This is a genomic window from Shewanella piezotolerans WP3, assembly GCF_000014885.1.
Classification (GTDB): Bacteria; Pseudomonadota; Gammaproteobacteria; order Enterobacterales; family Shewanellaceae; genus Shewanella; species Shewanella piezotolerans.
This window is the reverse complement of sequence record NC_011566.1, coordinates 222,936-248,563: the sequence shown is the minus strand read 5'-3', so window position 1 is coordinate 248,563 and position 25,628 is coordinate 222,936. Positions and strand designations below refer to the sequence as shown.

General features: G+C 43.3%; 17 protein-coding genes and 2 rRNA genes. 10 read left to right on the top strand and 9 right to left on the bottom strand.

Annotated features, from left to right (window positions below; genetic code table 11):
- Window positions 1–7: 7 nt before the first annotated feature.
- The 3 genes from SWP_RS01095 to SWP_RS01085 are packed head-to-tail and all read left to right on the top strand — an operon-like array spanning window position 8 to window position 3,682.
- Window positions 8–676: a DUF47 domain-containing protein gene (locus tag SWP_RS01095; protein WP_020910457.1), complete on the top strand. Its 669-nt coding sequence runs from the start codon at window positions 8–10 to the stop codon at window positions 674–676.
- 11 nt (window positions 677–687) lie between these two features.
- Window positions 688–1,731: an inorganic phosphate transporter gene (locus SWP_RS01090; RefSeq protein ID WP_044555532.1), complete on the top strand. Its 1,044-nt coding sequence runs from the start codon at window positions 688–690 to the stop codon at window positions 1,729–1,731.
- 31 nt (window positions 1,732–1,762) lie between these two features.
- Window positions 1,763–3,682: a methyl-accepting chemotaxis protein gene (locus SWP_RS01085; RefSeq protein ID WP_044555531.1), complete on the top strand. Its 1,920-nt coding sequence runs from the start codon at window positions 1,763–1,765 to the stop codon at window positions 3,680–3,682.
- A gap of 181 nt (window positions 3,683–3,863) precedes the next feature.
- Here the strand turns inward: SWP_RS01085 and SWP_RS01080 are convergent, their stop codons facing one another.
- Entirely contained in the window at window positions 3,864–4,511 is a 648-nt protein-coding gene (locus tag SWP_RS01080; RefSeq protein WP_020910453.1) for a TetR/AcrR family transcriptional regulator, read from the bottom strand.
- Window positions 4,512–4,632: 121 nt separating this feature from the next.
- Here SWP_RS01080 and SWP_RS01075 point away from each other — a divergent pair, with 121 nt between their 5' ends.
- On the top strand, window positions 4,633–5,532 hold the full coding sequence (locus tag SWP_RS01075) for a LysR family transcriptional regulator (RefSeq protein WP_020910451.1): 900 nt from the start codon (window positions 4,633–4,635) through the stop codon (window positions 5,530–5,532).
- Between the two features lie 389 nt (window positions 5,533–5,921).
- Here SWP_RS01075 and SWP_RS01065 read toward each other — a convergent pair whose 3' ends face one another.
- From SWP_RS01065 to ardA, 4 genes are all read right to left on the bottom strand, one after another.
- Window positions 5,922–7,034, bottom strand: coding sequence for a hypothetical protein (locus tag SWP_RS01065; RefSeq protein ID WP_020910449.1), 1,113 nt, complete (start codon window positions 7,032–7,034; stop codon window positions 5,922–5,924).
- A 164-nt stretch (window positions 7,035–7,198) separates the two neighbouring features.
- Window positions 7,199–8,443, bottom strand: coding sequence for a dimethylsulfoniopropionate lyase DddY (gene dddY / locus SWP_RS01060; RefSeq protein ID WP_020910448.1), 1,245 nt, complete (start codon window positions 8,441–8,443; stop codon window positions 7,199–7,201).
- A gap of 325 nt (window positions 8,444–8,768) precedes the next feature.
- Entirely contained in the window at window positions 8,769–9,122 is a 354-nt protein-coding gene (gene ardB / locus SWP_RS01055) for an acrylate reductase cytochrome subunit ArdB (protein WP_020910447.1), read from the bottom strand.
- 28 nt (window positions 9,123–9,150) lie between these two features.
- Window positions 9,151–10,671, bottom strand: a complete 1,521-nt coding sequence (gene ardA / locus SWP_RS01050; RefSeq protein WP_044555530.1) for an acrylate reductase flavoprotein subunit ArdA — start codon at window positions 10,669–10,671, stop codon at window positions 9,151–9,153.
- Between the two features lie 447 nt (window positions 10,672–11,118).
- On the opposite strand from ardA, the gene SWP_RS01045 reads away from it, so the two are divergent.
- Entirely contained in the window at window positions 11,119–12,036 is a 918-nt protein-coding gene (locus tag SWP_RS01045) for a LysR family transcriptional regulator (RefSeq protein ID WP_020910445.1), read from the top strand.
- A gap of 246 nt (window positions 12,037–12,282) precedes the next feature.
- Window positions 12,283–14,277 (top strand): hypothetical protein, encoded by a 1,995-nt coding sequence (locus tag SWP_RS01040; RefSeq protein ID WP_020910444.1) that lies wholly within the window; start codon window positions 12,283–12,285, stop codon window positions 14,275–14,277.
- A gap of 51 nt (window positions 14,278–14,328) precedes the next feature.
- On the opposite strand, the gene acuI is transcribed toward SWP_RS01040, so the two are convergent.
- Window positions 14,329–15,309, bottom strand: coding sequence for an acrylyl-CoA reductase (NADPH) (gene acuI / locus SWP_RS01035; protein WP_020910443.1), 981 nt, complete (start codon window positions 15,307–15,309; stop codon window positions 14,329–14,331).
- A 236-nt stretch (window positions 15,310–15,545) separates the two neighbouring features.
- Between acuI and exaC the strand changes: the two genes are divergently transcribed.
- The 3 genes from exaC (at window position 15,546) to SWP_RS01020 (ending at window position 19,715) form a co-directional block, all read left to right on the top strand.
- Window positions 15,546–17,066 carry an acetaldehyde dehydrogenase ExaC gene (gene exaC, locus SWP_RS01030; RefSeq protein WP_020910442.1) on the top strand — a complete coding sequence of 507 codons (1,521 nt, stop codon included), beginning with the start codon at window positions 15,546–15,548 and terminating at the stop codon, window positions 17,064–17,066.
- 216 nt (window positions 17,067–17,282) lie between these two features.
- Complete coding sequence (locus tag SWP_RS01025; RefSeq protein ID WP_020910441.1) at window positions 17,283–18,836, top strand: YjjI family glycine radical enzyme; 1,554 nt, start codon at window positions 17,283–17,285, stop codon at window positions 18,834–18,836.
- Window positions 18,837–18,854: 18 nt separating this feature from the next.
- Complete coding sequence (locus tag SWP_RS01020) at window positions 18,855–19,715, top strand: YjjW family glycine radical enzyme activase (protein ID WP_044556218.1); 861 nt, start codon at window positions 18,855–18,857, stop codon at window positions 19,713–19,715.
- Between the two features lie 7 nt (window positions 19,716–19,722).
- Here the strand turns inward: SWP_RS01020 and SWP_RS01015 are convergent, their stop codons facing one another.
- Window positions 19,723–20,667, bottom strand: coding sequence for a LysR family transcriptional regulator (locus tag SWP_RS01015; RefSeq protein WP_044555529.1), 945 nt, complete (start codon window positions 20,665–20,667; stop codon window positions 19,723–19,725).
- Between the two features lie 278 nt (window positions 20,668–20,945).
- Between SWP_RS01015 and trmL the strand changes: the two genes are divergently transcribed.
- Complete coding sequence (gene trmL / locus SWP_RS01010; RefSeq protein WP_044555528.1) at window positions 20,946–21,407, top strand: tRNA (uridine(34)/cytosine(34)/5-carboxymethylaminomethyluridine(34)-2'-O)-methyltransferase TrmL; 462 nt, start codon at window positions 20,946–20,948, stop codon at window positions 21,405–21,407.
- Window positions 21,408–22,048: 641 nt separating this feature from the next.
- Here the strand turns inward: trmL and rrf are convergent.
- Together rrf and SWP_RS01000 are read right to left on the bottom strand one after the other, a co-directional pair.
- Window positions 22,049–22,164, bottom strand: a 5S ribosomal RNA gene (rrf, locus tag SWP_RS01005).
- A gap of 204 nt (window positions 22,165–22,368) precedes the next feature.
- A 23S ribosomal RNA gene (locus SWP_RS01000) occupies window positions 22,369–25,262 on the bottom strand.
- Between the last annotated feature and the right edge of the window lie 366 nt (window positions 25,263–25,628).

The following is a 25,628-nucleotide window of genomic DNA, read 5'->3' as shown; positions in this document are numbered from 1 at the left end:
GATGCCAATGTTTGGCTTTTCTCGGCTCACTACACTTCTTTCTCAGAGCGAATCGACTGAAACTAAGGTCTATCTTTTCTTTGAACAAGTGACATTGTCTCACCATAAGTCGATTCAGATGTGGAAGAACTACTTAACCTATGGCGCCACCAGCCAAGAATTTGAACAGGCGTTAACTGAACTGCAAGAGATTGAACATCAGGCTGATAACTTAAAACGGGAAATTGAACAAACACTCTACCGAAAGACCCTAATTCCCGATCTACGCTCTGATGTGGCTTCACTGATCGATCTCACTGATCGCCTGATCAATAAACAAGAAACCATTGGTCTTCATTTAAAAATAGAGCAACCTCTTATCCCACAACCTATTGCCACTGAGCTGTTGACACTGCTCGACACTGTCGGAGAGACCATAGATCATACACTCTTATGTGCTAAAAGCTTTTTCACCGATCTCCAGCGTGTACAGGAATATCACACCAAAGTTATTGCCTTTGAAAGTGAAGCAGATCGTCTATGCACTCGAACCAAAGTACTGCTATTTGATACCGACCTACCTTTAGTCAATAAGATCCAATTGCGCTATTTTTGCGACCGAATCGATCAAGTGGCTAACTTAGCGGAAGATATCAGCGATCGTATTGCAATCTTCACACTTAAACGCGTGCAGTAAGGGGAGAAAGCATGGATATCGCAATCTGGATTTTTCTCTCAAGCGGCCTATTTCTTGGTTGGTCACTAGGAGCGAACGATGCGGCTAATGTCTTTGGCACTGCTGTTGGCTCCAACATGGTCAAGTTTTCAACCGCCGCGCTGATCTGTTCGGTTATGGTCATCTTAGGCGCGGTTATCAGTGGCGCGGGAGCATCCCACACCATAGGTTCATTAGGTAAAGTTTCAGCCATTGGCGGAGCATTCACCGTGGCTTTGTCTGCCGCGACAACCGTTTATTTCATGACAAAATCAGGCTTACCTGTGTCCACAGGGCAAGCGATTGTAGGGGCGATTATAGGTTGGAACCTATTTAGTGGAATGCCAACAGATTCAGCCGTTCTATCTAAAATTATGACCACCTGGGTGCTATGTCCTATTCTCGCTGCAATTACAGCTGTCCTATTATTTAAGGCGGTTACCGCGGTGATTTCGAAACTTAGGCCAGGACTATTTCAGCTGGATAAATGGACTCGTATCGGCCTTATCACTGCGGGGGCGTTCGGTTCATATAGCCTAGGGGCAAACAATATCGCCAATGTTATGGGCGTTTTTGTCCTCAGCACTCCCATCGACGCGATGACAATACTCGGTATTGAGTTTACCCCTGCCATGCAGCTGTTCTTCATTGGTGCGGTAGCTATCAGTATTGGGGTATTTACCTATTCAAAAAAAGTCATGCTGACTGTGGGTGACAATCTAATTTCGATGACGCCAGTAACCGCTTGGGTTGTGGTGATGGCACACTCCATCGTGCTATTTATCTTTTCGTCACAGAGCTTATCGAATGGGTTTGTTTCTGTTGGCTTACCAGCCATTCCACTTGTGCCAGTATCAAGCTCTCAAGCCGTTATCGGCGCAGTGATAGGCATTGCACTGCTTAAACGCTTACCACTGCAGTGGAAAGTGCTTTCGAAGATCATCATCGGCTGGATCATCACTCCCATAATGTCAGCCATCGCCTGTTTCATTGGATTGTTCATCATCCAAAATCTATTCAAGCAGGTTGTTATATAACCAAGTTAACAGCTCAAACAATGGACTACTTATGAAATTACGTTACCGGTTTAACGCGTTACTCATTCCGTTAGTTGCACTTGGGTTTGTCGTCATTGCTTGTGTGACCATCACTAATAGTTTGAATATGATGCAGCGTGCATCCCAAAACACCATGCAAGTAAATGCTGAGCTGTTAAAGAACAACATTGGTGGTTGGGTTGAAAGCAATCTCAATATAATCAATGCACTTGCAGATAGTCCATTTATTCTCATGGCCATCAATGATGCACAATATCACTTAGCGACATCGGCTCACCTCAGCGCGATAGCTCAACAAGTTGACGCGCGAAATATCGCACTTTTAGACGCTAAAAAAAAGGTTATTGCCGCGAGTAATCGCCAACGTATTGGTAAAGATTACAGTAACATGAGTTATGTCGCTCAAGCATTACAAAGCTCGAAAGCTATTATCTCTGATCCTGTAACAAGCCGAGTAGACGGTAAGCTATTGGTCACTTTTGCCGTCAAAGTAGCACAGAAAAACCTGCTATTTATGAGTATGCCGCTAGATAATTTCTATATGGACTATGTCAGCACTACAGGGTTGAATAAACATAGTAATGCCTTTGTTTTATCTCAAAGTTGCTCACTGGTGGCACACCATTCACTCCAGAGTCAGAGCATGATTCAGCCCAGCTTTGCCAATTTGTGCCAGACAAAGAAGCAACTCGTCAGCTTTGAAGAACAACAGCAATCTTATATGGGCTGGGTCAGCACGGATCCTCGCAGCGGCTGGCTAATTGTTAGCGCAATAAAAACCCTGGTACTCAAAGAGAAGCAACATCAGCTGATATTGTTTAGCGCTATTGTGGCCTTGGTTGCCATTGTTATTGTTGCACTTATCATTGTTAAGCTGGTTACCATCATCACCAACGGATTGAGCACAGTATCCACGGCAGTCGGTGATCTATCCAAGGGGGATATCAGCCTAAGTAGTTTGAATCAAACAGCATGGCAATCAATACGACTAAGAAAAGATGAATTGGGCCATATCGCCAACTCCGTCTCTCACTTAATCGATGTTCAACGCCAACAGATCGATACCGCCGAACAGATAGCTCATGGAGACCTATCTAATCCAGTGCAATTGGCGAGTGACAAAGATTCCTTGGGTACTGCATTAAATAAGATGCGCACCAATCTCGCCAACTTGGTGCATGCGGTAAAAAACAGCACCCTCGCGATTAAACAAACTTCAAGTTCACTTCATCGCGACAGCTCACAGCTTGCGACTGGCGCTGGTAACCAATTGTGCTCAATGTCCACTATGAGTGCTGCACTGCAAGAGATAGAAAATCAAACGCAACAGACCGCGATATCAACCAAGGCCATGAACGCTAAGAGTAACCAAACGCTACTTCAAGCTGAAAACGGCCACCAGCGAATGCAATCGCTGCTTGGCTCACTTGCAGGGATTAACCAGTCTGGTAATGAGATAGCCAGCATTATGAATGAAATCACCAATATTGCCGCACAAACCAATCTTATTGCCCTCAACGCAGCAATTGAAGCAGCAAGGGCTGGTGAGCATGGTAAAGGCTTCTCTGTCGTCGCCGATGAAGTGCGAAATCTAGCTAATCGCACTGCACAAGCAGCTTCAAAAAGTATTAATCTGGTCGATAACTCACTGACGAAAATGTCACATGGCAATGACATAGCCAAAGAAACAGAAAATGACTTTGATCATATTGTTAAACAGATGCAGGATTCAAACTTGCAGCTCACCTCCATCACCCTTGGCAGCACAGAACAAGCTTTGGCGACTTCAGAGCTCAGTCAAAGTTTGGCACTAATAGAGGAGGTCAGTCAAAATGTAGCGTCGATCTCAGCCGTTGTAGCAGCAGAGTCACAGCAACTTGGGCAATTAACAGACCAGTTAACGACACAGTGCGACAACTTTACATTGTGATTGCAATTGCTGGCTCATCAGTTTGGATTAAGTGCCTATTAACTCTCAATTGATATTCCCGTTTATGGCTGCACCTAATTTTTATCCCGACCTTTTATTGTCTATAGCGGCGAACAAACTTGTGGTAGCCATAAAAGTGGATACACAACATAAGTTTCTAATGCGACGAGTAACATTAACCTTAAGCCGCATCGGCGGTTTCTTCGAGCTCGGTAAGCCAATCGATATAATGGCTCAATTTTGGGAGCCGTTTATCTGAATGGCCAAGTAGCTGCGCTAAAGCATAACTAAATTGATAGTAGAGGTGCGGGTCCTTGTAGTGTTTGTCTGCGTCGTTGCAGTTTATCTGCGCCCCCCGCAGGTAGTTAGCCACCAACTCGGCTCTGTTAAAACCTTCAACGACTCCCATAGCCTCAACAATCAGACGATTCCATTCTATATATTCAGCATAAACCTGCTCAAAAGCATAGCGATTATCATCTGTCGCTTGCGCAAGCAGTTCTGAGTTAGGCATGACGCGCGCAATAATGAAACGATCATAGAAAAGATCGTCACGAATTGACCAACAGTGGTGCATCAAAAAACACTGAAGGTAGTCAGGATAAAGCGCTTGATCAATAGCCGCTCTTTCTAATCTATTTTTGAAGTGTGCGGTGGCGACGGCAACGACTAAATCTGCCTCACTGGGAAAGTGATTATAGATGGTGCCTTTAGAGATCTGGCTAGCCTCAACCAAATGAGATCGGCGCAAATCAAAACTTTTATGGCCACGTAAACATCGCTCGGCGACGTCCGTCAAGTAGCTTTCTCGCTGTTGCCAATTACTCATGCCGACCTCTTCACAAATCTAACAATAAACTCAATTTAACTTCACATTCATAAAGTAGCAGCCTAGGTGTAAAACGGGTATTGAGTAATACTGATGCCACCATGAAAAAACTCAATAGCCCATGCTTAAAATTGAACTATTAGAAAGCTTCATTGCTGTAGTTGAATGTGGAAACCTATCCAAAGCGGCGGACAAACTATGCCGGACACAATCAACTATTAGCTTACAAATCAAAAAGCTAGAAGAAAGTGTTGGCCAACCGTTGTTGTTAAGAGACAATAAAGGTGTCAGTTTAACTGAGTCAGGAAAAACGCTGCTAAACTATGCTTACAAGATGATGCAACTAAGCTCCCAAGCGCTTGACGAGCTTAAAGAATGTCAAAACCGTGAAGTCATACGGCTCGGCGTACCGACAGATTATATCACTCGATACCTTGGTAGCTGTTTGCTTGAGTTTATTCGCGAATTTACCTGTATTGAACTGGTTATTGATACCGATGTCAGTGGCAACCTCTATAAGCGATTACATAACGGAGAATTTGATGTAATTGTTGCAACCCATTGGCAAGCGCCTGCGGCAGGCCATGGTGAACTTCTATTTGAGCGCCGATTCCATTGGGTAGCCGCTAAAGGGGGGACTGCTCACAAGCGAGAAACCGTCCCGGTTGCGCTTTACCCAGAAAACTGCCCTATTCGAGCACAGGTATTTGCCAACCATCAAATATCGATGCGACCAATGAGCGTACTGCTATCGACTCCCTCACCTGCGGCAATGTGCTTAGCGGTAGAAAATGACATAGTCATTTCACCCATCGCAGAGTTCCGCATTAACGACAATATGCAGATCCTCGACCCGGTCGAACATAATATTCCACCGTTGCCTGTATTTAATGAGTCGTTATACCTCAACCCAGAGACACAAACTGATGCGACCTATCAGTTGATTGATTTAATCAAAGCCAACGTGACAGAGCTAGGTGAAGCATCTCCTGCTAAAGAAGCAGATCCAACTTACCAATAAAGCGGTTTAGTGATAACAAATGCCAACGATAGCGTTGGCATTTTTGTTTAATACCAATCGGTATAATACCAATCAGTATAAAGATTTGATCGCTCAGCGAGAGTTTAGCGACTTTGAGGTAAGGTCATTAAATGCTCCTGCATTAATGACATTCACCACATCCATGTGGTTAGCAATGAATGAAGAGCATAGTTATTCTACGTTCAAATTCATTAACGCAGCATCAAAGACGCTAAAACTCGCCTTTAGGAGTGTTTTTGGCTTGCTACTTCTGCGTTGAATAAACTCATAAGGGAATAACCATTATGTCATTTATTCGCCTTGAATTAGCGTGCCAAAAACGCTCTGAGTAGATCAACTTCTTATACTGATTGGTATAACAGGCTTATCTAGAAGTAATATGCAAAGTTGATGTTGAAGCGATGATCCCAATCATCATTAGCTTGAGTCAACCCCAGGCTGTTGCCGCCGAGCCAAAGCACATTTTTTGCCGCGTAGTAATCTACATAGACAAAGACTGGCCCATAGCTTAGCGAAACACCAGTGGTATTAAGTATTGAGTCATCATAGTCTTCGAAATCTGGCTGAACCATGCTGAAATCATTGTAAATAGTATAACTACCCCATGATGTGGCAATGTTTTTTGATAGGTTGGCCGTGTAGATATTACCTTTACTGGCGACTTCAAAGAAACTATCCAACATCCCCATACCAATCTTATTTGGATCGATACGACCATCATCATATTGGTCATAGTCATAGGCTAAGTATTGTGCCTGAAAGCCCCAACCGTCATAGCTTATATCTAGATGCACGGCATAATTGAGCGTGTCACCGTTTTCGCCAAACTCAGAATTGTATAGCTGGCCATATTCAACCGATGCGCCAATTACCGTAGTTAAGTCTCCACTGTTTAAGGTGAAGCTCTGACGACTTGCGATAGTGTTAGTTTCTTCGTTATTGTAATCAATATCATCGATGGTACCTTTGGCTACTGTACCAGCAAAATCTCGGTGATCACTGCTACCGTATACCGCATTTTTAATAAAAGCGAGTTCAGTTAATGAACTACCTTTTTGGTATTTAGCCGCAATACCAACACCATAGTCATCTTCAAATCCTAGGTAGTAGTTTAAGCTATACCACCAGTTATGAGATGCATAGCCTTTATTGCCAAAAGGCTTATTTATAACACCACCACTAACAGTAAGATCTTCATTAACATCCCAGTAGGCATAACCATACTTTAAAAAGTCATAACCTTGATAAAAACGATATTCAGCAGCAACACCGATATCATTCCATTTGTCAGCAAAAGTGATAGAAACTAAATTAAAATCAAAGTCACCACCTTTATCTTTTGATGCTTCAGAATAATCACTATAACTATAATTAACTCTAACAGAACCGCCAACTTTTAAATCATCTGCAACTGCTTGAGTAACAAGCATTGGAAATAGTACACTTGCAACCGCTAAACTTATAATTTTATTTTTCATCATTACCTCGAATCGAGTCCTTGCCGTCGCGATATGTGATTTTTATATTCGTGGAATATATAAAATTGTGCGACAGATACATTTAGTTATTTCTTATGACTTAATTAAAACAATATTCCTTGGCGTTAGTGGCAAGGGAGACCCTGCCACTATTACCTAAAATATATTTACCACTTCAACTTAGTTAAATCGCACTGAATAACTTCACCACGTTTAGCCGGAGTACCAGGGTTTGCTGCTGATTCACAAAGTAATGTCGTACCATAATCATTACGCTTGTCATGAGCATTACTTCGCGCCCAGACAGATACAATAGCGCGCTCTTCAGGCTTAGCTTCACAGCTGCCGTCGATGTCAAAAGCGTGAATAGTATTCTGATGGAAGTACATGAGGGGATCTTGCTCAGCACTTGCTGATAACCACATAGTTTGTGAGTTATGTTGACCTTCATCGAACTGTACGCGACGCATAGTATCGCCTTCTTTAACCGTCTTAACTAAAGGTGAGTCTTCGCGCACAGCCATTGTTTTAAACTGATTGGTACATGCTGGAACACGCATGTTGTAGTACATTTCAGAAATAGCGTGGTTATGGAACGGATAAAGAGTATCAACTGACTGCACTGTCATACCCACTTCAGCACCGACCTTTTCACCATTGATTTCGTCAATACGCAACAAGCCCCAGTGACCAAAAATTTCGGCGTAGGCGTAACCGCCACGAATGTTATTAAAGTTCTTGTCATTACGCTTACTTTCTTCAGCATACATAGGGAACCAACCCGCTGCAGCCCATAGGTTTGGCAATGCTTTAGCGCTAATGTCATAAGGGAATACGGCAGGCATTTTAACTTCATCACCTGTCACCATTTTGTAGAAGTTTTTGGTGAATTGCTCGCCATACTTTTTAACGTCTTGGTCGGTGACTTTCTTATCAAAAAACTCTTCAAATGTCGTACGCTTAAAATGCTGCGCAACCGGTGAGTTTTTAGTTAACTCTCCACCTGGATTGTAGATCCAACTAACGTCCTCTCTAGCACCAAAACATTTTTTAGCTTCATCTGTATTATTCAATACTTGATAGATATTCTTGACCATAAGCTTCATATCACGTCTATCCATAACGCACATGCTCTGGCCACCTTCAGTTGAATCAACCAAGGCGCTGTCTGAATTTAAACAACCACTTGATTGGTCATTAGTCAACGCGACAGCGTAGGCTTCTAAATAACTTAACGTTTCATTCCACAAAGTATCAATATACTTTTTATCTTTAGCTGAATAACTTGGTTGTTCCCCCAAACAAACAAATTCAGCAGATTTAACTTCTTTAGCATCTAGAAAGTCAGGAATACCCGCAGCAAAGGCGCCATTAGATAATAATAGCGCTCCTAATAACATTTTCGTTTTCATACATCACACCTGTTTATTTATAATAATTAACGTCAGGGATAATACATGTGGAATTGGTTCCAAAAATTGGTAACAAGCAAGTTTTAAATAGAATAAACAATAAATAATCACACAAAATAATTAACAATATTACAGATAAATTATAAAACTCAGACTAAAAAAGAGGTTGACATCATTTTAAAATAAAAAGGGCCTCTAATAGAGGCCAAATAAAATTCTTTGCAGGGAATTTAAATAAAAATGGCTATAACTAATCACTGTTATAGCCATTACCTAATTATTTAGGACAATTGAGATGGAACTTAACTCAAAGTAAAGCTAATTATTACTCTTTAAACTTATCAAATTTAAATGTATGACAGTTACTACAAAGTGGTTGCTTTGGAGTATGCTCACCATGACATTCCTGACAAGGTAACTCTTTACCGTAGTGAAGATTGTTATGTGGGTTTTGCCACTTATCTTCTTCACTACGCGCTGTTTGCTCCGCTAAATCATCCACATCATGACACTGCAAACAAGCCTGGTCTGATGGAAATTGCTTAATGCCATTGTCATGACACGTTTTACAATCCTTACCAATTACTTCTTTATGATGGTCACGTATCTCAACTGCTTGTACCGATAAGGTTAATAGGCAACCAAAGGTTAGCGCTAGTACCGCTTTTAATTTAATCATCGCTCATTCCTCGTATTATCTGGCAAAATTAGGCTTTCATGACACTGCGAGCAGCTGTCATACCCATCACCATGCATTCAGGAATTGAGCAGCTACCTAAGCGACTCACACCGTGAATACCACCACACACTTCACCTGCTGCATACAAACCTGGAATTGACTGACCAGTAAAGCTGTCTTTCACAGCTGCGTCAGTATTGATCTGTACACCACCTTGGCAGTAATGCACTTTTGGCCACAGACGAACCACGGTAAACGGTGCTTCAATGAACTTGTCTTTGGCTTTGGTCATATTTTTGCCAAACTGCTTATCTTCACCCGATTTAACGTACTCATTGTACTCAGCAATTTGTGCTTTAAGTGGCTTTAACGGCACATCAAAATGCTTAGCCAACTCTTCAACCGTATCGAACTTCCAACCTACGTTGTACTTGATCACTTTCTTAGTATTTGGATGCTTTTTAGAATCCTTATAGCTAGTGATCAAAATTGGAGGAAGTGCTTCACCTTTGTCATCACGACAAGCTAGTTCAGCATCTGCACGAGTCTTACGGTCAGCAATTTCATTCATAAAACGCTTACCCGTTAGACGGTTAACAGCCATTGAATGAGGGAAATTGTAGATTGAGTAGTTAGATACATAGCCAAAACCACCTTCATCTGGTGATGCCCATGGGCCAGATTGGATGTGTGCTAAATGAACAGGGATAGCACCTAGACGGAACATCTCGTACATACCTTCACCCGTAGCGCCTGGTGCATTGGTACAACCCACTTCTGAAGTAAGTGTTGGATCTTGCGCCATACGTAGATCGACGTTTTGCGCAAAGCCACCTGTTGCCATAATCACACCGCGTTTTGCGCGAATATTGCTGACTTTACCCGGTTGGTCTTCACCAAAGTGATAGTTTTCGCGCATTTTAACGCCAACGATTTCACCTTGTTTACCCACTAAGAAACCTTCAAACTTAGCTCGGTTATGAGTATGCACACCAAGTTTACGGCATTCATTTAGCAATGGTTGAGTAATACCCGCACCACAACTAACGGTAGTTTGATAAGTACGCGCTACCGAGTGACCACCCAGCTGTTGTAGGTACGGATGGTATTTTGAACCTGCATCTAATGTCATTTGCAATGCTTCAACCGCATGCTCTGCAACATGACGCAGCAATGCTTCATCAGCGATACCCCGGCCAGATTTAAGCTGGTCATTAACCATACGATCAACTGAATCTTTAACACCTTCTTGCTTTTGCATCGGTGTACCTGGCGCAGCGAATAAACCACCGTTAATCGCGGAGTTACCACCGAAGTAAGACATTTTTTCGAAAATATGAACGTCTTTTGCGCCTTTACGTGTAGCTTCAATTGCTGCCGCAAGTCCCGCAAAACCCGAACCAATAATTAGGACTTCAACTTCTTTGTCCCACTTAACACCATCCGCTTTCTCAGAAATGGCCATTGCTGGAGCAGCCATAGCAACACCAGCTGCAGCTCCCATTCCTTTAATGAAATTACGGCGTCCCAGCAGATTGTTATTACTCATCTGTCATCACCCTATTAGTTTTATTAGACGCAGTAATGATATGGCTGGAACCAGTTCCAAAACGGGAGTAAAACGGCGGATTATTTAAAACAATAAAATAACATCTGATAATTCAAAGCTAGATCTAATGTTTAAGCTTTTTACTACTTTAGGAGTATTTTGGAATCTATTCCAAACAATGCGCCATCGCAATAAATTGCTTGTAACGACCATTCCTACGTTAATTTTGGTGGTTGTATCAATCCAAAACTTGCATTTATTATCGCTGAAAACAAACACTGTGCCTTAATAAGCCAATATCGATTCAACGGTTAATAAACTGTAAATTTCAAAAGAGGGAGAATGTCTGTGTGTTAAGCAGTAGTTCCGAGAAATACACTTTCATGCCATCATTAGCCTTGCCAAAATAGAAGCGACAGCTGAGCGCAAGATAAGTTAAGGAATCACATGGAATTAGAAGAGATCTACCGTCAAGATCTGAGCCTACTAATAGCCCTGCAAATTTTGGTAGAGGAGCGCAGTGTCACTCAAGCGGCTAAAAGGTTGCACCTTAGCCAATCAGCCACTAGCCGTATTCTGGCAAGATTGCGCGACATGCTCGATGATCCGCTGTTTTCCCGGGTTGGCCAACAATTAGTTCCAACCCAGTTTGCACTTGACTGTTACCAGCAACTGCAACAACCAACGGGACAACTGATTAATTTATTAACCCCAAAAGCGTTTGAGCCACTTGAATGTAACCAGCACTTCTCTATCGCGGTAACCGATTACGCGATGCAGGCATTAGTACCCTTCATCTTACCCAGTATTTATCAGCAAGCTCCCAATATACGACTAGAGATTTTACCGGTACAACACACTGAATTACAGGCGCAACTCAGTGTCAAAGGTGCTGATATGGCGATATGCCGAGCTATAGGGCAAACCGCTAATTTACAACATACATTTCTAGGTAAAGTGGGGGTTAGCTGCTTACTTTCCCCCAACCATCCGCTTGCGAGTTGTGATATAAGCTTAGAAGATTACCTAAACTACCCTCATGCGACGATTGCAATAAGTGATGGTGTCAAAGCGCTACTCGATGCTGCGATTAGCCTTTACCCTGCTCGCACAGAGCTACTTAGAACCCCCCATATAGATAGTGCGCTAGCCCTGCAAACTATTCATCCCATCATCATCACGCTCCCAGAGGGTATGGCCGAAATAGTGGCACAGCGCCATCGGCTTAAAGTCAAACCCCTCCCCTTTAAGCTACCCAGCTTAGATTACAATCTTTTTTGGCACTCTCGCTGCGAGCAAGATAAAGCACAGAAGTGGTTACGTGAAGAAATCATAAACTCGATAACATCGAAATTGGATACATAGCCAGAATCACTCATCTTCAATAGGCTCTTACACTTTAACCATTCTACGACACAAAAATGGATTGGAAACAGAGCCTCAAACTTTAGCAACCCCTTAATTAAAAACAAAAAATTAACGCGTGAAAAATATGATACAGAGTTGTTTGAGCATTGTTAACTCACTCGTTATTTGCTAATTTAGCGCCGCTATAACTTAATGCTCAAGTCTATGACTTTAGTTCTAAATAAAAATAAAAGGATGTATTTTATGTCACACCAATTCAAGTTGGCGGCTAGCCTACTTGCTACATTATCTCTTACAGCTTGTTTAGAAGTTGAAGATAGTAATAATGATGCGGTTGTTGCTGCACTGGAAGCACAAAATAAGCTACTCGAAGAACAGAACAAAGCAAACTTAGCCCCTGTTACACTTTCAGCAAACATTATTGCTGCAACAGATGGCGTCAATCTATCTGACGCGCAGGCTTCTATTAAGTTTGCCGGAGACTGGTTACCAGCAGTTGATTTGAGTGAAGCGCAATTGCTTCTTGAAAATTTGCCTGCTAACAGTGATTTCTTACTGCGAATTGAAAGCCCGACGAATAGTTTCGTATCTATGACGTATTCGTCAATGACAACCATGGCGGGAGTTGGCCAGAAAGTTAACCAAGACCTAGGTGATATCATTGTTGGTGCGCCCAAAGAAAAACAACTGACGCTACTTAACAGTAGTGATAACAGCTTCGTAGGAAATGTTAAAGTTTACCCGATATACAATAGCAATCCGACTAATGGATATTTATCTGCTTACGACTTACAGTTAGTGCAACCCGATACTTTTGCAACTTACAACGAAACAACTGGCACGTATAGCTTAGTCCTCGCGGAAGGGTTACCGCTAGAGTTACATGCTGAACTGGATCTTGATAATGATGGTGTAAGAGATTTTGAGCCTGAATTAAGCCCTGCAGCAAGCCGACTATTAACAGAAAGCAAAGTTTGGGCAGAATCAAGCCTTTACCTTACCGAAATTAATGAAGCACATAAGTACCAGTTTGGCATTACTCTATTAGATAACAATGGCACTTTACTTACATCGGCTAGAATTTCTACTGATGGTAATGACAATGGTAGTACTTTCTTTAGTTTCAATGAAGCAACTGAGCAGTACACGCTCGATATGGATTATCGTGGCGATATTGATGTCAATATCCCAAGTTTTATTGTCGGAGAAGACAGTTATAGCAGCGCATATATAGAAGTAACACCTTCGATTTTTGCTGGTCAATACAACGTTAGCATTTCTTCAAACAATTCCCAGTACTTTACAACAGAACTCGTAGATGGCCGATTAAATATCGCTGTTTCTCTATACAGATACAATTACCAGAGCCCTGGAGTAAGTGTACTATCGAGCGTACTTCGAGGTGCGAACTATAGTGTTTTCTATTCAGCTCCTGTTGAATTAGTTACTGATGGTGACACGCAGTCTTCAGTAACACTGATGCAACTCGATTCTGTTGAAGTTATTGCGGGAAATGAAAGTGATACTGACTCTATTGCACCCGGTACGACTTATATACGTCAAGTTAATACATCTCAAGATGTCACTACAGAGCTGATGCTAAACGGCACAAAACTGATGATAAGCCCATCTAGTTCTTTAGTTGATGGCGAATACAGCTATCAAGTTGAAAATATTGTTAACAAACTCTCTAATGAGCAAGAAAACCCTCATGGTGATTCTGAATCTTTCGTACACTCTAACAAAGAGTTTGATATAGCAGACATATCTTTCGACAACCAGAACTTCACCACAAATGGTCAATTGGTGTTTGAACAGAATACCGCTGCAGAACCTGTCGACTGTTCGTGGTGCGGTAACAGAGGTTATACGAACCTATTTCTTCCAACGTCGGTTAATCAACTAGAGCAGTTTGAAATAACCTTTACAAAATCGGTTAATGATGGTGTTGAATCTGAAGAGAATCGGACTTTAGAAATCATTTCTAACGGAAATAATTACTATAACTCTAAAGTATATGTCGCTGCGGTTGCTGCGAATGAGAATGTCGATTCTTATGTTTACTATGCTAATGGTACAAGCAAAACGACACATGCTTACTACTATAAAAGATCACTCTATGACTTCTACTTAGCTGATGATACTGACAGCAGCAAGAATGAGCTTACATTCAATTACTCTTATACAACTAAGTTAGGTGTTTCAAAAAATGGAACCTTAACAGTCCCAGTACTATAATACGCTCGCAAAAAAGCCCAGCACTAAGCTGGGCTTTAATATATCTTTAGCTTAAAGCTGAACTAGCACTCGACCAGTAACTTGGCCTTTAATGATACGCTGTGCAAACTCAGGTACTTGCTCAAGTGTAATAGCCTCGCAAGCATCTTGATAGTAACTTGCTGGCAGTAATTTAAGCACATCTTGCCAAGCAGCTTGGCGTTTTTCGAATGGGCAAGAGACAGAATCAACACCGAGCAAGTTTACCCCACGGAGGATAAATGGCATCACGGTCGTTGGCAGTGCAAAGCCGCCTGCTAAACCACAAATTGCTGCTGCGCCGCCGTACTGCATCTGTGCTAATGCGGTTGCTAATACCTTATTACCTACAGTATCAACCACACCCGCCCAGCGCTGTTTTTCCAGCGGTCTAGCATCGACCTCAAGCTCACTACGCTCTATAACTTCACTTGCACCTAGCTTGCTCAATAGCGGTCCGTTTTGCTCAACACGACCAGAGCTTGCCACCACGCGATAACCTAACTGCGCTAGCAAGGTTACCGCAACACTACCAACACCACCGCTGGCGCCCGTCACCAGAACATCGCCATCGCTAGGCTTAATTCCTGCTTGCTGCAATGCCTGAACACATAGCATGGCAGTCAAACCTGCTGTACCAACTTGCATCGCTTTAGCTGCGTCACAATCATCTGGCATTGGCACTAACCAATCAGCTTTAACTCGCGCTTTTTCAGCTAGACCACCCCAATGATTTTCACCAACGCCCCAGCCTGTTAAAATAACTCTGTCACCCGCTTTATAACGCTCATCGCTTGATTCGATTACTGTTCCAGCAAAATCGATACCTGGCACCATAGGAAAATTACGGATAATTCTCCCTACCCCAGTAACGGCCAAGCCATCTTTGTAATTCAAAGAAGAACATGCAACTTCAACCAATACATCACCTTCGGGCAGTTCAGCCTCAGATATTTGACGAACGTTAGCGTGAGTAAGCTTTTCTTCTTGGGTCAATACAAGTGCGTTAAACATGACGAGTTCCTATTTAAACTGATAGAGAGAGCATAGGCTATAAACATCTATGACTGAAGTGCATATTTTGCATAGAATAAATGCATCAAGCTCATGCATAACTATGAATTAAGCTACCGAGCCTTAATATAGCCAATTCCACTGATAACAAACTACTCGACTTTATTCCTATACCTTGACGATTACTTTGAAGCTACACTGAGTTGTCGCATAAAAAACGTACAAGGAATAACAGTATGATTTATAGCAAACCAGGAACAGCTGATGCAGTGATTAATTTCAAATCACAATACCAAAACTTTATTGGTGGTGAGTGGGTTAAGCCCGCCAATGGTCGCTACTTTGATAATCCTTCCCCTGTTGATGGACAGGTTTTTTGTCAGATCCCGCGCTCTGATGCCAGTGATATTGAGCTTGCACTTAATGCCGCTCACCAAGCTAAAGAGAGTTGGGGTAAAACCTCTGTCACCGAACGCTCCAATATTTTGCTACGAATTGCAGATCGTATTGAACAGAATATTGAAGCACTCGCTATCGCTGAAACATGGGATAACGGCAAAGCAGTTCGAGAAACATTAGCAGCAGATCTACCGTTAGTTGTTGATCACTTTCGTTACTTCGCTGGCTGTATTCGTGCTCAAGAGGGGAGCGCTGCAGATATTGATGCCAATACTGTTAGCTACCACTTCCCTGAGCCACTCGGCGTTGTTGGTCAGATCATCCCATGGAATTTCCCCATCTTAATGGCAGCATGGAAAGTTGCACCTGCACTTGCAGCGGGCAACTGTATCGTGTTAAAACCTGCAGAACAGACTCCTGCCTCTATACTGGTGATGCTTGAGCTCATTGAAGATCTGCTACCCAAAGGGGTGCTCAATGTCGTTAATGGCTTTGGCAGTGAAGCAGGACAAGCACTCGCAACCAGTAGCCGTATCGCCAAACTGGCTTTTACAGGCTCTACTGAAATCGGCCACCATATTCTAAAATGTGCAGCAGAATCACTCATCCCCTCCACCGTAGAATTAGGCGGTAAGTCTCCTAATGTCTATTTTGCCGACGTGATGGATCATGAAGATGAATATCTCGATAAAGCAGTTGAAGGTATGTTACTGGCCTTCTTCAATCAAGGGGAAGTTTGTACCTGTCCATCTCGAGTATTGATACAAGAATCTATCTACGACAAATTTATTGCCAAAGTCATTGAGCGTAGTAAAACCATAAAGCAGAGCAATCCACTCGATACCGAAACTCAAGTAGGTGCTCAAGCCTCTAAAGAGCAGTTTGATAAAATTCTGAGTTACCTACAGATCGGTAAAAATGAAGGCGCGGAAGTATTAGTAGGCGGAGACTCTTGCCAGCTTGAAGGTGAGCATGGTGAGGGCTTCTACATTCGCCCAACGATTTTAAAAGGCACTAATGACATGCGGGTCTTTCAAGAGGAGATCTTTGGCCCTGTTATCTCAGTGACCACCTTTAAAGACGAAGCCGAAGCACTGGCTATCGCCAATGATACTGAATATGGTTTAGGCGCTGGAGTGTGGACTCGAGACATGAATACCGCCCAGCGAATGGGTCGTGGTATACAAGCTGGCCGAGTATGGATCAACTGCTACCATGCCTACCCAGCCCATGCGGCATTTGGCGGTTATAAAAAATCAGGTATTGGCCGTGAAACCCATAAGATGATGCTCGACCACTACCAAAACACCAAGAATTTACTCGTTAGTTATGATGCTAATCCACTTGGTTTCTTTTAAAAACGATCAACAATTATAAGAATATGGCCGATTCAGGTACACAGCCAAATATAGTCAATGTTAACTGCACTATATCTGGCTGTTACCTTCTCAAAATCTGCGATCTCCGCTGCCGAGTTTCCACTTTAGAAAAACCACCTTGCTCGCTTTTCACTTTAAGAACCTCTCGACTAAGTCTTAATATAGTACTCACAATATTTTAGTGGATACTGCGCCATGACCTTACAAGAACGACTCTCTCAGATCACCTGCGATCCAACTCTTTCTCCACAGCAAAAGGCTAACTTCTTAGCGCTAGAAGCGGATTCAAGCTTGCCCTATGTTGAGGTGTCTGAACCTGTTAGGCAGGCTATGGACTCAGGTATTATCTGCGATATGTTTGAAGGCCATGCCCCGTTTAAACCTAGGTATGTTTTGCCTGACTATGCAAAATATCTACATCAAGGCTCTGAATATCTTGAACTCAGTCCTGCGAAAGACCTAGATGAGGCACTTAATTCATTAGCTATCATTTACCATCACGTCCCATCAGTAACCAATATTCCAGTTTATCTAGGTCAGCTCGATGAAGTTTTATTGCCTTTCTGTCAGGGGCTTGATACAGAAAGCCTATACAGTAAGCTAAAACTATTCTGGATCATGCTAGATCGCACCCTTCCAGATGCTTTTATGCACGTGAATATCGGACCAACCGACAACATCGTCTGTCGCACAATTTTAAGAATTGATGCAGATCTTAAGCAAATTGCTCCCAATCTGACATTTATGTACGATCCACAAGTAACACCAGACGAATTACTACAAATAGCAGCATCTAATATTTGTGAATCTAGTAAACCGCATATTGCCAACTTCCCTATTCATGCCAAGGCTTACGATAAAAAGGGCTTTGGTATTGTTAGCTGCTATAACTCTTTACCACTTGCTGGCGGCTCGAATACTTTAGTTAGACTTAACCTTAAAGCGGTCGCATTAAAAGCTACTGACCTTGCTGACTTCTTCGAAAATACCCTGCCACATTACTGTGAGTTAACTTACGAACTAATTAATGCTCGCTGTAAATTCCTTCATCAAAAGTCTAACTTCTTCAATAGCTTTTTAGTCAAAGAGGGCTTAATTGAAGAGTCTCGCTTTGCCCCTATGTTTGGCATTTATGGCATGGCAGAAGCCGTTAATATTCTGCGCGGACAGCCAGAGTTAACGGAGTCCAACTCAGAGAAACCAAGTCCATATTATGGTCACGATCGCGAAGCAAATGAGTTAGGTCATCAGATATCCAAATCACTTGATGCTATCGTCAAATCAACCCCAGTTGATTACGGTTATAACGGCCGTGCTTTACTGCACTCTCAAGGTGGAATTAGTCTAGATAAAGATGTTACTCCAGGAGTTCGTATTCCCTATGGCACAGAACCCAATCCAATTGCCCACATACAAGCATTGGCAGAACATCACCAATACTACACCTCAGGGATCAGTGACATTCTCACTATTGACGAAACAGTTAAGTCAAATCCGCTAGCAATGTTCCAACTCTGTAAAGGGGCATTAAGCATAGGGTTCCGCGAGTTTACCGCGAATGTTGCTTCAAACGATTTAGTTCGAGTCACGGGCTATATGATTAAGCTATCTGATATTGAAAAATTCAAAGAGAAAGGCTCCAGAACTAACACAACAGGCTTAGGCGCTGAGGCTGCAGCAAATACCAAGATTTTACTGCGTCAGCCCCGAGTTATAGCGCATGAATTTACTCCAAGCTATACGGATTAAACTTTGACTAATATAGCGGTGGTTAACCAGATAATACCTTTTTCTTGCGTTGATGGTCCTGGTAGCAGGCTTGTAATCTTTATGCAGGGCTGTAACTATCGCTGTAAAAATTGCCACAACCCCCACACAATAGGTTTATGCGATAGTTGTGGTGATTGCCTACCAAGCTGCCCAACGCAAGCGCTAAGCTTGATAACAAGTAACAATAAACCGCAGGTAATCTGGAATGAAGCATTGTGCACTCAGTGTGATCTTTGCCTTACAGTGTGCCCTAAGCAGTCTAGCCCCAAAACTCAACGTTATAGTGTAGAGCAGTTACTAACGCTTATCCGCCAACAGTTACAGTTTCTTAATGGCATCACCATAAGTGGTGGGGAAGCGAGCCTTCAGTTGCCTTTTATCATCAAATTGTTTAGTGCTATCAAAGCGGATAAAGAGTTAGCACATTTAACCTGTATGTTAGATAGCAATGGCAGCCTTAGTAATAGCGGTTGGCAACAATTGCTACCTGTTTTAGATGGCGCGATGATCGACTTAAAATCATGGCTGCAAGATACTCACCGCTATATTACGGGCAGAGACAATCATCGAGTTATAGATTCTATAGAGTTTTTAGCCTCGCAAGGAAAACTGTATGAGGTACGCTTGCTGCATATACCAGGAGTTAGCGATTTTGACAGCGAAGTTACCGCAGTAGCGAGCCAGCTACAAGCCTTGCCAAAAAAGGTTCGGATCAAACTCAATGCATTCCAGCACCATGGCGTGACAGGAGCTGCACTAAACTGGCCAATTTGCAGCGAAGCACAGATTAAACAGTTAGCAACTGAACTTTGCCAGCGCGGTGTGCATAACATAGTACTGCCAAACTCTTATCTATAGACTCTATCTAGAGCTCTTTATTATTAAACAGCTCAGCAGTAACCTTTTTTAGCCGCCCATAGAACCAGCGATGGGCAGGATCATTCATACTTTGTTTGTGCCACACCAAGCTATAAGCGACTTCGCCATAATCAAAAGGTAACTCCTTAATCACTAATCCTCGAGCTTGCAATGCATTTTCCGCCCAGTGACGTGAACAAGTGAATAACAGCTCACTGTGATGACACATCAAAGCCGCACTTCCAAAGTCCGCAACAGATAGTGGAGTTGCACGATTTAGCGCTTGCTGCTCAAGTTTCAACTCAAAAAAAGGTCGATTAAGATCGTTATCACTGATCCCAATATGGCTATAATTTAGGTAGTCATCGATTGAAATCATGCGCTTCACAGCTAGCGGATGACAAGCATTCATCAAGCACACCATTTCATCACGAATCAGTGTCTCCCATACCAGATCTGGCTGCGAAATCGGTGGCTGACTCCTATCATGGGGTAATAATATAAAATCTAAATTTCCCTTAACTATTCCCTCAAAGCCAATGCTATCTTTAGCATATACATCGAGCTTAATATTTGGTGCTTGCTGCAGTACATTGGCTGTCAATTTGGCTGCAAATAGCTCAAATGTACTTTCACGCATAGCTAATGAGAAGCGTCCCTCATATTCGGCTGGAGAAAACTCTTCCTGTGTTATCAGTAGGTTCATATCATGAATAATCTGATGCACATTCGGCCCTAAACGCCGTGCTAAAGGCGTTGCGACTAACTTGTTACCATGCCGATAAAAGAGATCATCATCTAAGCTTTGTCGTAATTGGCTTAATGTCTTACTTACAGAAGAGGGGCTTAAACATAACCGCTTAGCACTAGCTGTTACACTTTGCGTATCAAGCATCACATGTAAGGTGATTAGATGCTTCATACTGATCCGTGAGAGTTTAGCGATATCCATCATAGTGCCTATTAGTGGAAGGAGCTCAAATATAGTGCAATATAGACCTAATTGAGTTTTGTGCATATCGAGCTAGCTCGGATATACGAGCGAACTCACGTCACAGCGCTATTTTCAGTACCCCATTGTTTGCCGTATAATGCATTACTCTTTGAATAATGATCAAATCAAAGCGCTTAGTCTCTCGTATCAATCAAGTAAGTAGATGTTCAATTCATTTACTAACCAATACTTACGATTGTAGTAGACCTCAGCCCTTACATTTTAGGCAGGCCAGCATGTTTCATATCGCCCTATACGAACCCGAAATTGCACCTAATACCGGCAATATCATCAGACTTATCGCTAACAATGGCTGCCAGCTTCACCTTATTGAACCTTTAGGGTTTGATTTGGAAGATAAGAAGTTACGTAGAGCAGGGTTAGATTATGCTGACTTGGCCAATGTCAGCCACCATAAAAATTTCGAATCATTTCTCAAAGCAATGCAGGGCAAACGAATTATGGCCTGTACCACTAAAGGCAGTCGTCCACATTCTGAGTTAACGTTTCAACAGGATGATGTGTTACTTTTTGGCCCAGAGAGTCGTGGTTTACCTGCAGATATCATAGATTCTATCCCAACAGAGCAGCGACTTAGAATTCCAATGATGTCTACTAGCCGGAGTCTAAATCTCTCTAACGCTGTAGCGATCATCAGCTACGAAGCTTGGAGACAACTAGATTACTCAGGGACTTAAGCAAAATAAGCAAATGAGTTTCTAAAACCAACAAAAGAGCCGCCCCTTTTAGGTGGCTTTTCTTATCCCCCCGTTACTACTGTTGAATTGAATGCTCCCTGATTAACTAGAGCTCACAAATAGTAGGCTAATTATTGCTCCTTGAGATATCCAACCTAAGTTCCCCTTTTTAATGGCATTCATCAAGCAATAACAATCAAGCTTAAAGACTCCTTTCAAAGCATTCTTAACCGACGGCTAAAATATAGTGGCAGCAAGCTTAGATCTCTAGACCAGTCTCATCATTGATACAAAGTTAGCGTTCCCCCTTTTATCGAAAAGGTAGGACGTTAATTGCTAATCTCTAGAGAGACAGATGGGCGAACCTGCCACACACTATCCTATAGCAAGTAATTATTCTCAAATAGCCAAAAAGGCATAAACCTCGCAGCGTTAGCAACGGGCTTAATACTCTCTGACGAGACTGATTCTGATAATCGTAGACGCTATCATCCCACTGGCATACGTTAGCATATCAACCACACTGCTATATGTGTAACGCTATGAGGGGCTGCAACCATCACTAACTAGCTCAAATTGCAGACGTAAAAAAGCCCGTTGCATTAGCAACGGGCTTAATACTCTCTGACGAGAAATTAGGCGCCTGGAAATGACCTACTCTCACATGGGGAAACCCCACACTACCATCGGCGATACTGTGTTTCACTTCTGAGTTCGGAATGGGATCAGGTGGGACCACAGCTCTATGGTTTCCAGACAAATTTGGCAAATTTAGAAAGCTGTTACTCGCTGTCGCAAGTAAGTATTAAATTATTGAGTTCGACACCACATTAAGCGTCACTCTTTGCAGAGTAGTTCTAACTTCGATGAGGTAAAAACATCAGTCTCATACACCCTCCATGGATGGAGGAAGTGCCTTAAAATGCATGGAGCATTTTTGGCCAAAACCCATCAGGGTTGTATGGTTAAGCCTCACGAGTCATTAGTATCAGTTAGCTCAACGCCTCACAACGCTTACACACCTGACCTATCAACGTCCTAGTCTCGAACGGCTCTTTAGAGGAATTAAATTCCTAGGGATGACTCATCTTAGGACTCGCTTCCCGCTTAGATGCTTTCAGCGGTTATCGATTCCGAACGTAGCTACCGGGCAATGCTATTGGCATAACAACCCGAACACCAGCGGTTCGTCCACTCCGGTCCTCTCGTACTAGGAGCAGCTTCCTTCAATCATCCAACGCCCACGGCAGATAGGGACCGAACTGTCTCACGACGTTCTGAACCCAGCTCGCGTACCACTTTAAATGGCGAACAGCCATACCCTTGGGACCGACTTCAGCCCCAGGATGTGATGAGCCGACATCGAGGTGCCAAACACCGCCGTCGATATGAACTCTTGGGCGGTATCAGCCTGTTATCCCCGGCGTACCTTTTATCCGTTGAGCGATGGCCCTTCCATACAGAACCACCGGATCACTATGACCTACTTTCGTACCTGCTCGACGTGTATGTCTCGCAGTTAAGCTGGCTTATGCCATTGCACTAACCGTACGATGTCCGACCGTACTTAGCCAACCTTCGTGCTCCTCCGTTACTCTTTGGGAGGAGACCGCCCCAGTCAAACTACCCACCAGGCACTGTCCCGAACCCCGATTCAGGGCCGCGGTTAGAACATCAAAACTACAAGGGTGGTATTTCAAGGTTGACTCCACTCCATCTAGCGACGAAGCTTCAAAGTCTCCCACCTATCCTACACATGTAGGTTCAATGTTCAGTGCCAAGCTATAGTAAAGGTGCACGGGGTCTTTCCGTCTAGCCGCGGGTATACGGCATCTTCACCGCAATTTCAACTTCACTGAGTCTCGGCTGGAGACAGCGTGGCCATCATTACGCCATTCGTGCAGGTCGGAACTTACCCGACAAGGAATTTCGCTACCTTAGGACCGTTATAGTTACGGCCGCCGTTTACCGGGGCTTCGATCATGAGCTTCTCCGAAGATAACCCAATCAATTAACCTTCCGGCACCGGGCAGGCGTCATACCGTATACTTCCTCTTGCGAGTTTGCACAGTACTGTGTTTTTGATAAACAGTTGCAGCCACCTGGTATCTGCGACTGCCAGCAGCTTAAGGAGCAAGTCCCATCACCGCCGGCAGCGTACCTTCTCCCGAAGTTACGGTACCATTTTGCCTAGTTCCTTCAGCCGAGTTCTCTCAAGCGCCTTGGTATTCTCTACCCAACCACCTGTGTCGGTTTGGGGTACGATTCCTGCTAACCTGAAGCTTAGAAGATTTTCCTGGAAGCATGGCATCAACTACTTCAGTCCCTTAGGACCTCGTCATCAACTCTCAGCCTAGTGTGTACCCGGATTTGCCTAAGTACACAGCCTACAGCCTTAAACGCGGACAACCAACGCCGCGCTAGCCTAGCCTTCTCCGTCTCTCCATCGCAGTTAGCAGAAGTACAGGAATATTAACCTGTTTCCCATCGACTACGCCTTTCGGCCTCGCCTTAGGGGTCGACTCACCCTGCCCTGATTAACATTGGACAGGAACCCTTGGTCTTTCGGCGAGGGAGTTTTTCACTCCCTTTATCGTTACTCATGTCAGCATTCGCACTTCTGATACCTCCAGTGTGGGTTACCCCTTCACCTTCAACGGCTTACAGAACGCTCCTCTACCGCACTAGTGTAAACACTAGTACCCATAGCTTCGGTGTATTGCTTAGCCCCGTTAAATCTTCCGCGCAGGCCGACTCGACTAGTGAGCTATTACGCTTTCTTTAAATGATGGCTGCTTCTAAGCCAACATCCTAGCTGTCTAAGCCTTCCCACATCGTTTCCCACTTAGCAATAACTTTGGGACCTTAGCTGATGGTCTGGGTTGTTTCCCTTTTCACGACGGACGTTAGCACCCGCCGTGTGTCTCCCGTATAGTACTCATTGGTATTCGGAGTTTGCAAAGGGTTGGTAAGTCGGGATGACCCCCTAGCCTTAACAGTGCTCTACCCCCAATGGTATTCGTACGAGGCGCTACCTAAATAGCTTTCGAGGAGAACCAGATATCTCCCGGTTTGATTGGCCTTTCACCCCCAGCCACAAGTCATCCGCTCATTTTTCAACATAAGTCGGTTCGGTCCTCCAGTTGATGTTACTCAACCTTCAACCTGCCCATGGCTAGATCACCGGGTTTCGGGTCTACACCTTGCAACTAAACGCGCAGTTAACACTCGGTTTCCCTACGGCTCCGCTATTCGCTTAACCTCGCTACAAAATGTAAGTCGCTGACCCATTATACAAAAGGTACGCAGTCACGGTCTCAAGAACCGCTCCCACTGCTTGTACGTATACGGTTTCAGGTTCTATTTCACTCCCCTCACAGGGGTTCTTTTCGCCTTTCCCTCACGGTACTGGTTCACTATCGGTCAGTCAGGAGTATTTAGCCTTGGAGGATGGTCCCCCCATGTTCAGACAAGATGTCACGTGTCCCGTCCTACTCGTTTTCACGTAAAGTTAGTTTTCATGTACGGGGCTATCACCCTGTGCCGCTGTGCTTTCCAACACATTCCACTAACACCCTCTACGCTTAAGGGCTAATCCCCGTTCGCTCGCCGCTACTAGGGGAATCTCGGTTGATTTCTTTTCCTCCGGGTACTTAGATGTTTCAGTTCCCCGGGTTTGCCTCTTTAACCTATGAATTCAGTTAAAGATACATGCTTATGCATGTGGGTTTCCCCATTCGGACATCGTTAGCTCAAATGCTTGTTACTAGCTCGCCAACGCTTTTCGCAAGTTACTACGTCCTTCATCGCCTCTGACTGCCAAGGCATCCACCATATACGCTTAGTCACTTAACCATACAACCCAAATAAGTCTCTATGAGAGATATCCGTTGTTTTAAGCGGGTAAGCTCAAAACAGTCGTATCGTAACTAATGGTTTCTACTTTCGCCAAAATTAGAATTTTTAACTCGTAACCGTTAAGTCACAAGCCAAGACACTTAATGTTTAAGTGTTTAGAACTCAATTTTTTAATTTCGCGTTAATCCTATAAATAACAATACGATAAATCGTAGTTGTTATCCCTTTCAGATTAACACTATCAGCTTTCCAAATTTTTAAAGAACGATATCACTGCAACAAGGCAGGATATGTTTGCTCATTAACAAGCAATCTGTGTGAACACTCAACGTAATTTCTTACTAACAGATGTGAGTTAGTCGT

Coding starts and splice junctions, on each gene's coding strand:
- SWP_RS01095 (WP_020910457.1), top strand. CDS start 8: ATGTTTGGCTTTTCTCGGCTCACTACACTTCTTTCTCAGAGCGAATCG.
- SWP_RS01090 (WP_044555532.1), top strand. CDS start 688: ATGGATATCGCAATCTGGATTTTTCTCTCAAGCGGCCTATTTCTTGGT.
- SWP_RS01085 (WP_044555531.1), top strand. CDS start 1,763: ATGAAATTACGTTACCGGTTTAACGCGTTACTCATTCCGTTAGTTGCA.
- SWP_RS01080 (WP_020910453.1), bottom strand. CDS start 4,511: ATGAGTAATTGGCAACAGCGAGAAAGCTACTTGACGGACGTCGCCGAG.
- SWP_RS01075 (WP_020910451.1), top strand. CDS start 4,633: ATGCTTAAAATTGAACTATTAGAAAGCTTCATTGCTGTAGTTGAATGT.
- SWP_RS01065 (WP_020910449.1), bottom strand. CDS start 7,034: ATGATGAAAAATAAAATTATAAGTTTAGCGGTTGCAAGTGTACTATTT.
- dddY (WP_020910448.1), bottom strand. CDS start 8,443: ATGAAAACGAAAATGTTATTAGGAGCGCTATTATTATCTAATGGCGCC.
- ardB (WP_020910447.1), bottom strand. CDS start 9,122: ATGATTAAATTAAAAGCGGTACTAGCGCTAACCTTTGGTTGCCTATTA.
- ardA (WP_044555530.1), bottom strand. CDS start 10,671: ATGAGTAATAACAATCTGCTGGGACGCCGTAATTTCATTAAAGGAATG.
- SWP_RS01045 (WP_020910445.1), top strand. CDS start 11,119: ATGGAATTAGAAGAGATCTACCGTCAAGATCTGAGCCTACTAATAGCC.
- SWP_RS01040 (WP_020910444.1), top strand. CDS start 12,283: ATGTCACACCAATTCAAGTTGGCGGCTAGCCTACTTGCTACATTATCT.
- acuI (WP_020910443.1), bottom strand. CDS start 15,309: ATGTTTAACGCACTTGTATTGACCCAAGAAGAAAAGCTTACTCACGCT.
- exaC (WP_020910442.1), top strand. CDS start 15,546: ATGATTTATAGCAAACCAGGAACAGCTGATGCAGTGATTAATTTCAAA.
- SWP_RS01025 (WP_020910441.1), top strand. CDS start 17,283: ATGACCTTACAAGAACGACTCTCTCAGATCACCTGCGATCCAACTCTT.
- SWP_RS01015 (WP_044555529.1), bottom strand. CDS start 20,667: ATGGATATCGCTAAACTCTCACGGATCAGTATGAAGCATCTAATCACC.
- trmL (WP_044555528.1), top strand. CDS start 20,946: ATGTTTCATATCGCCCTATACGAACCCGAAATTGCACCTAATACCGGC.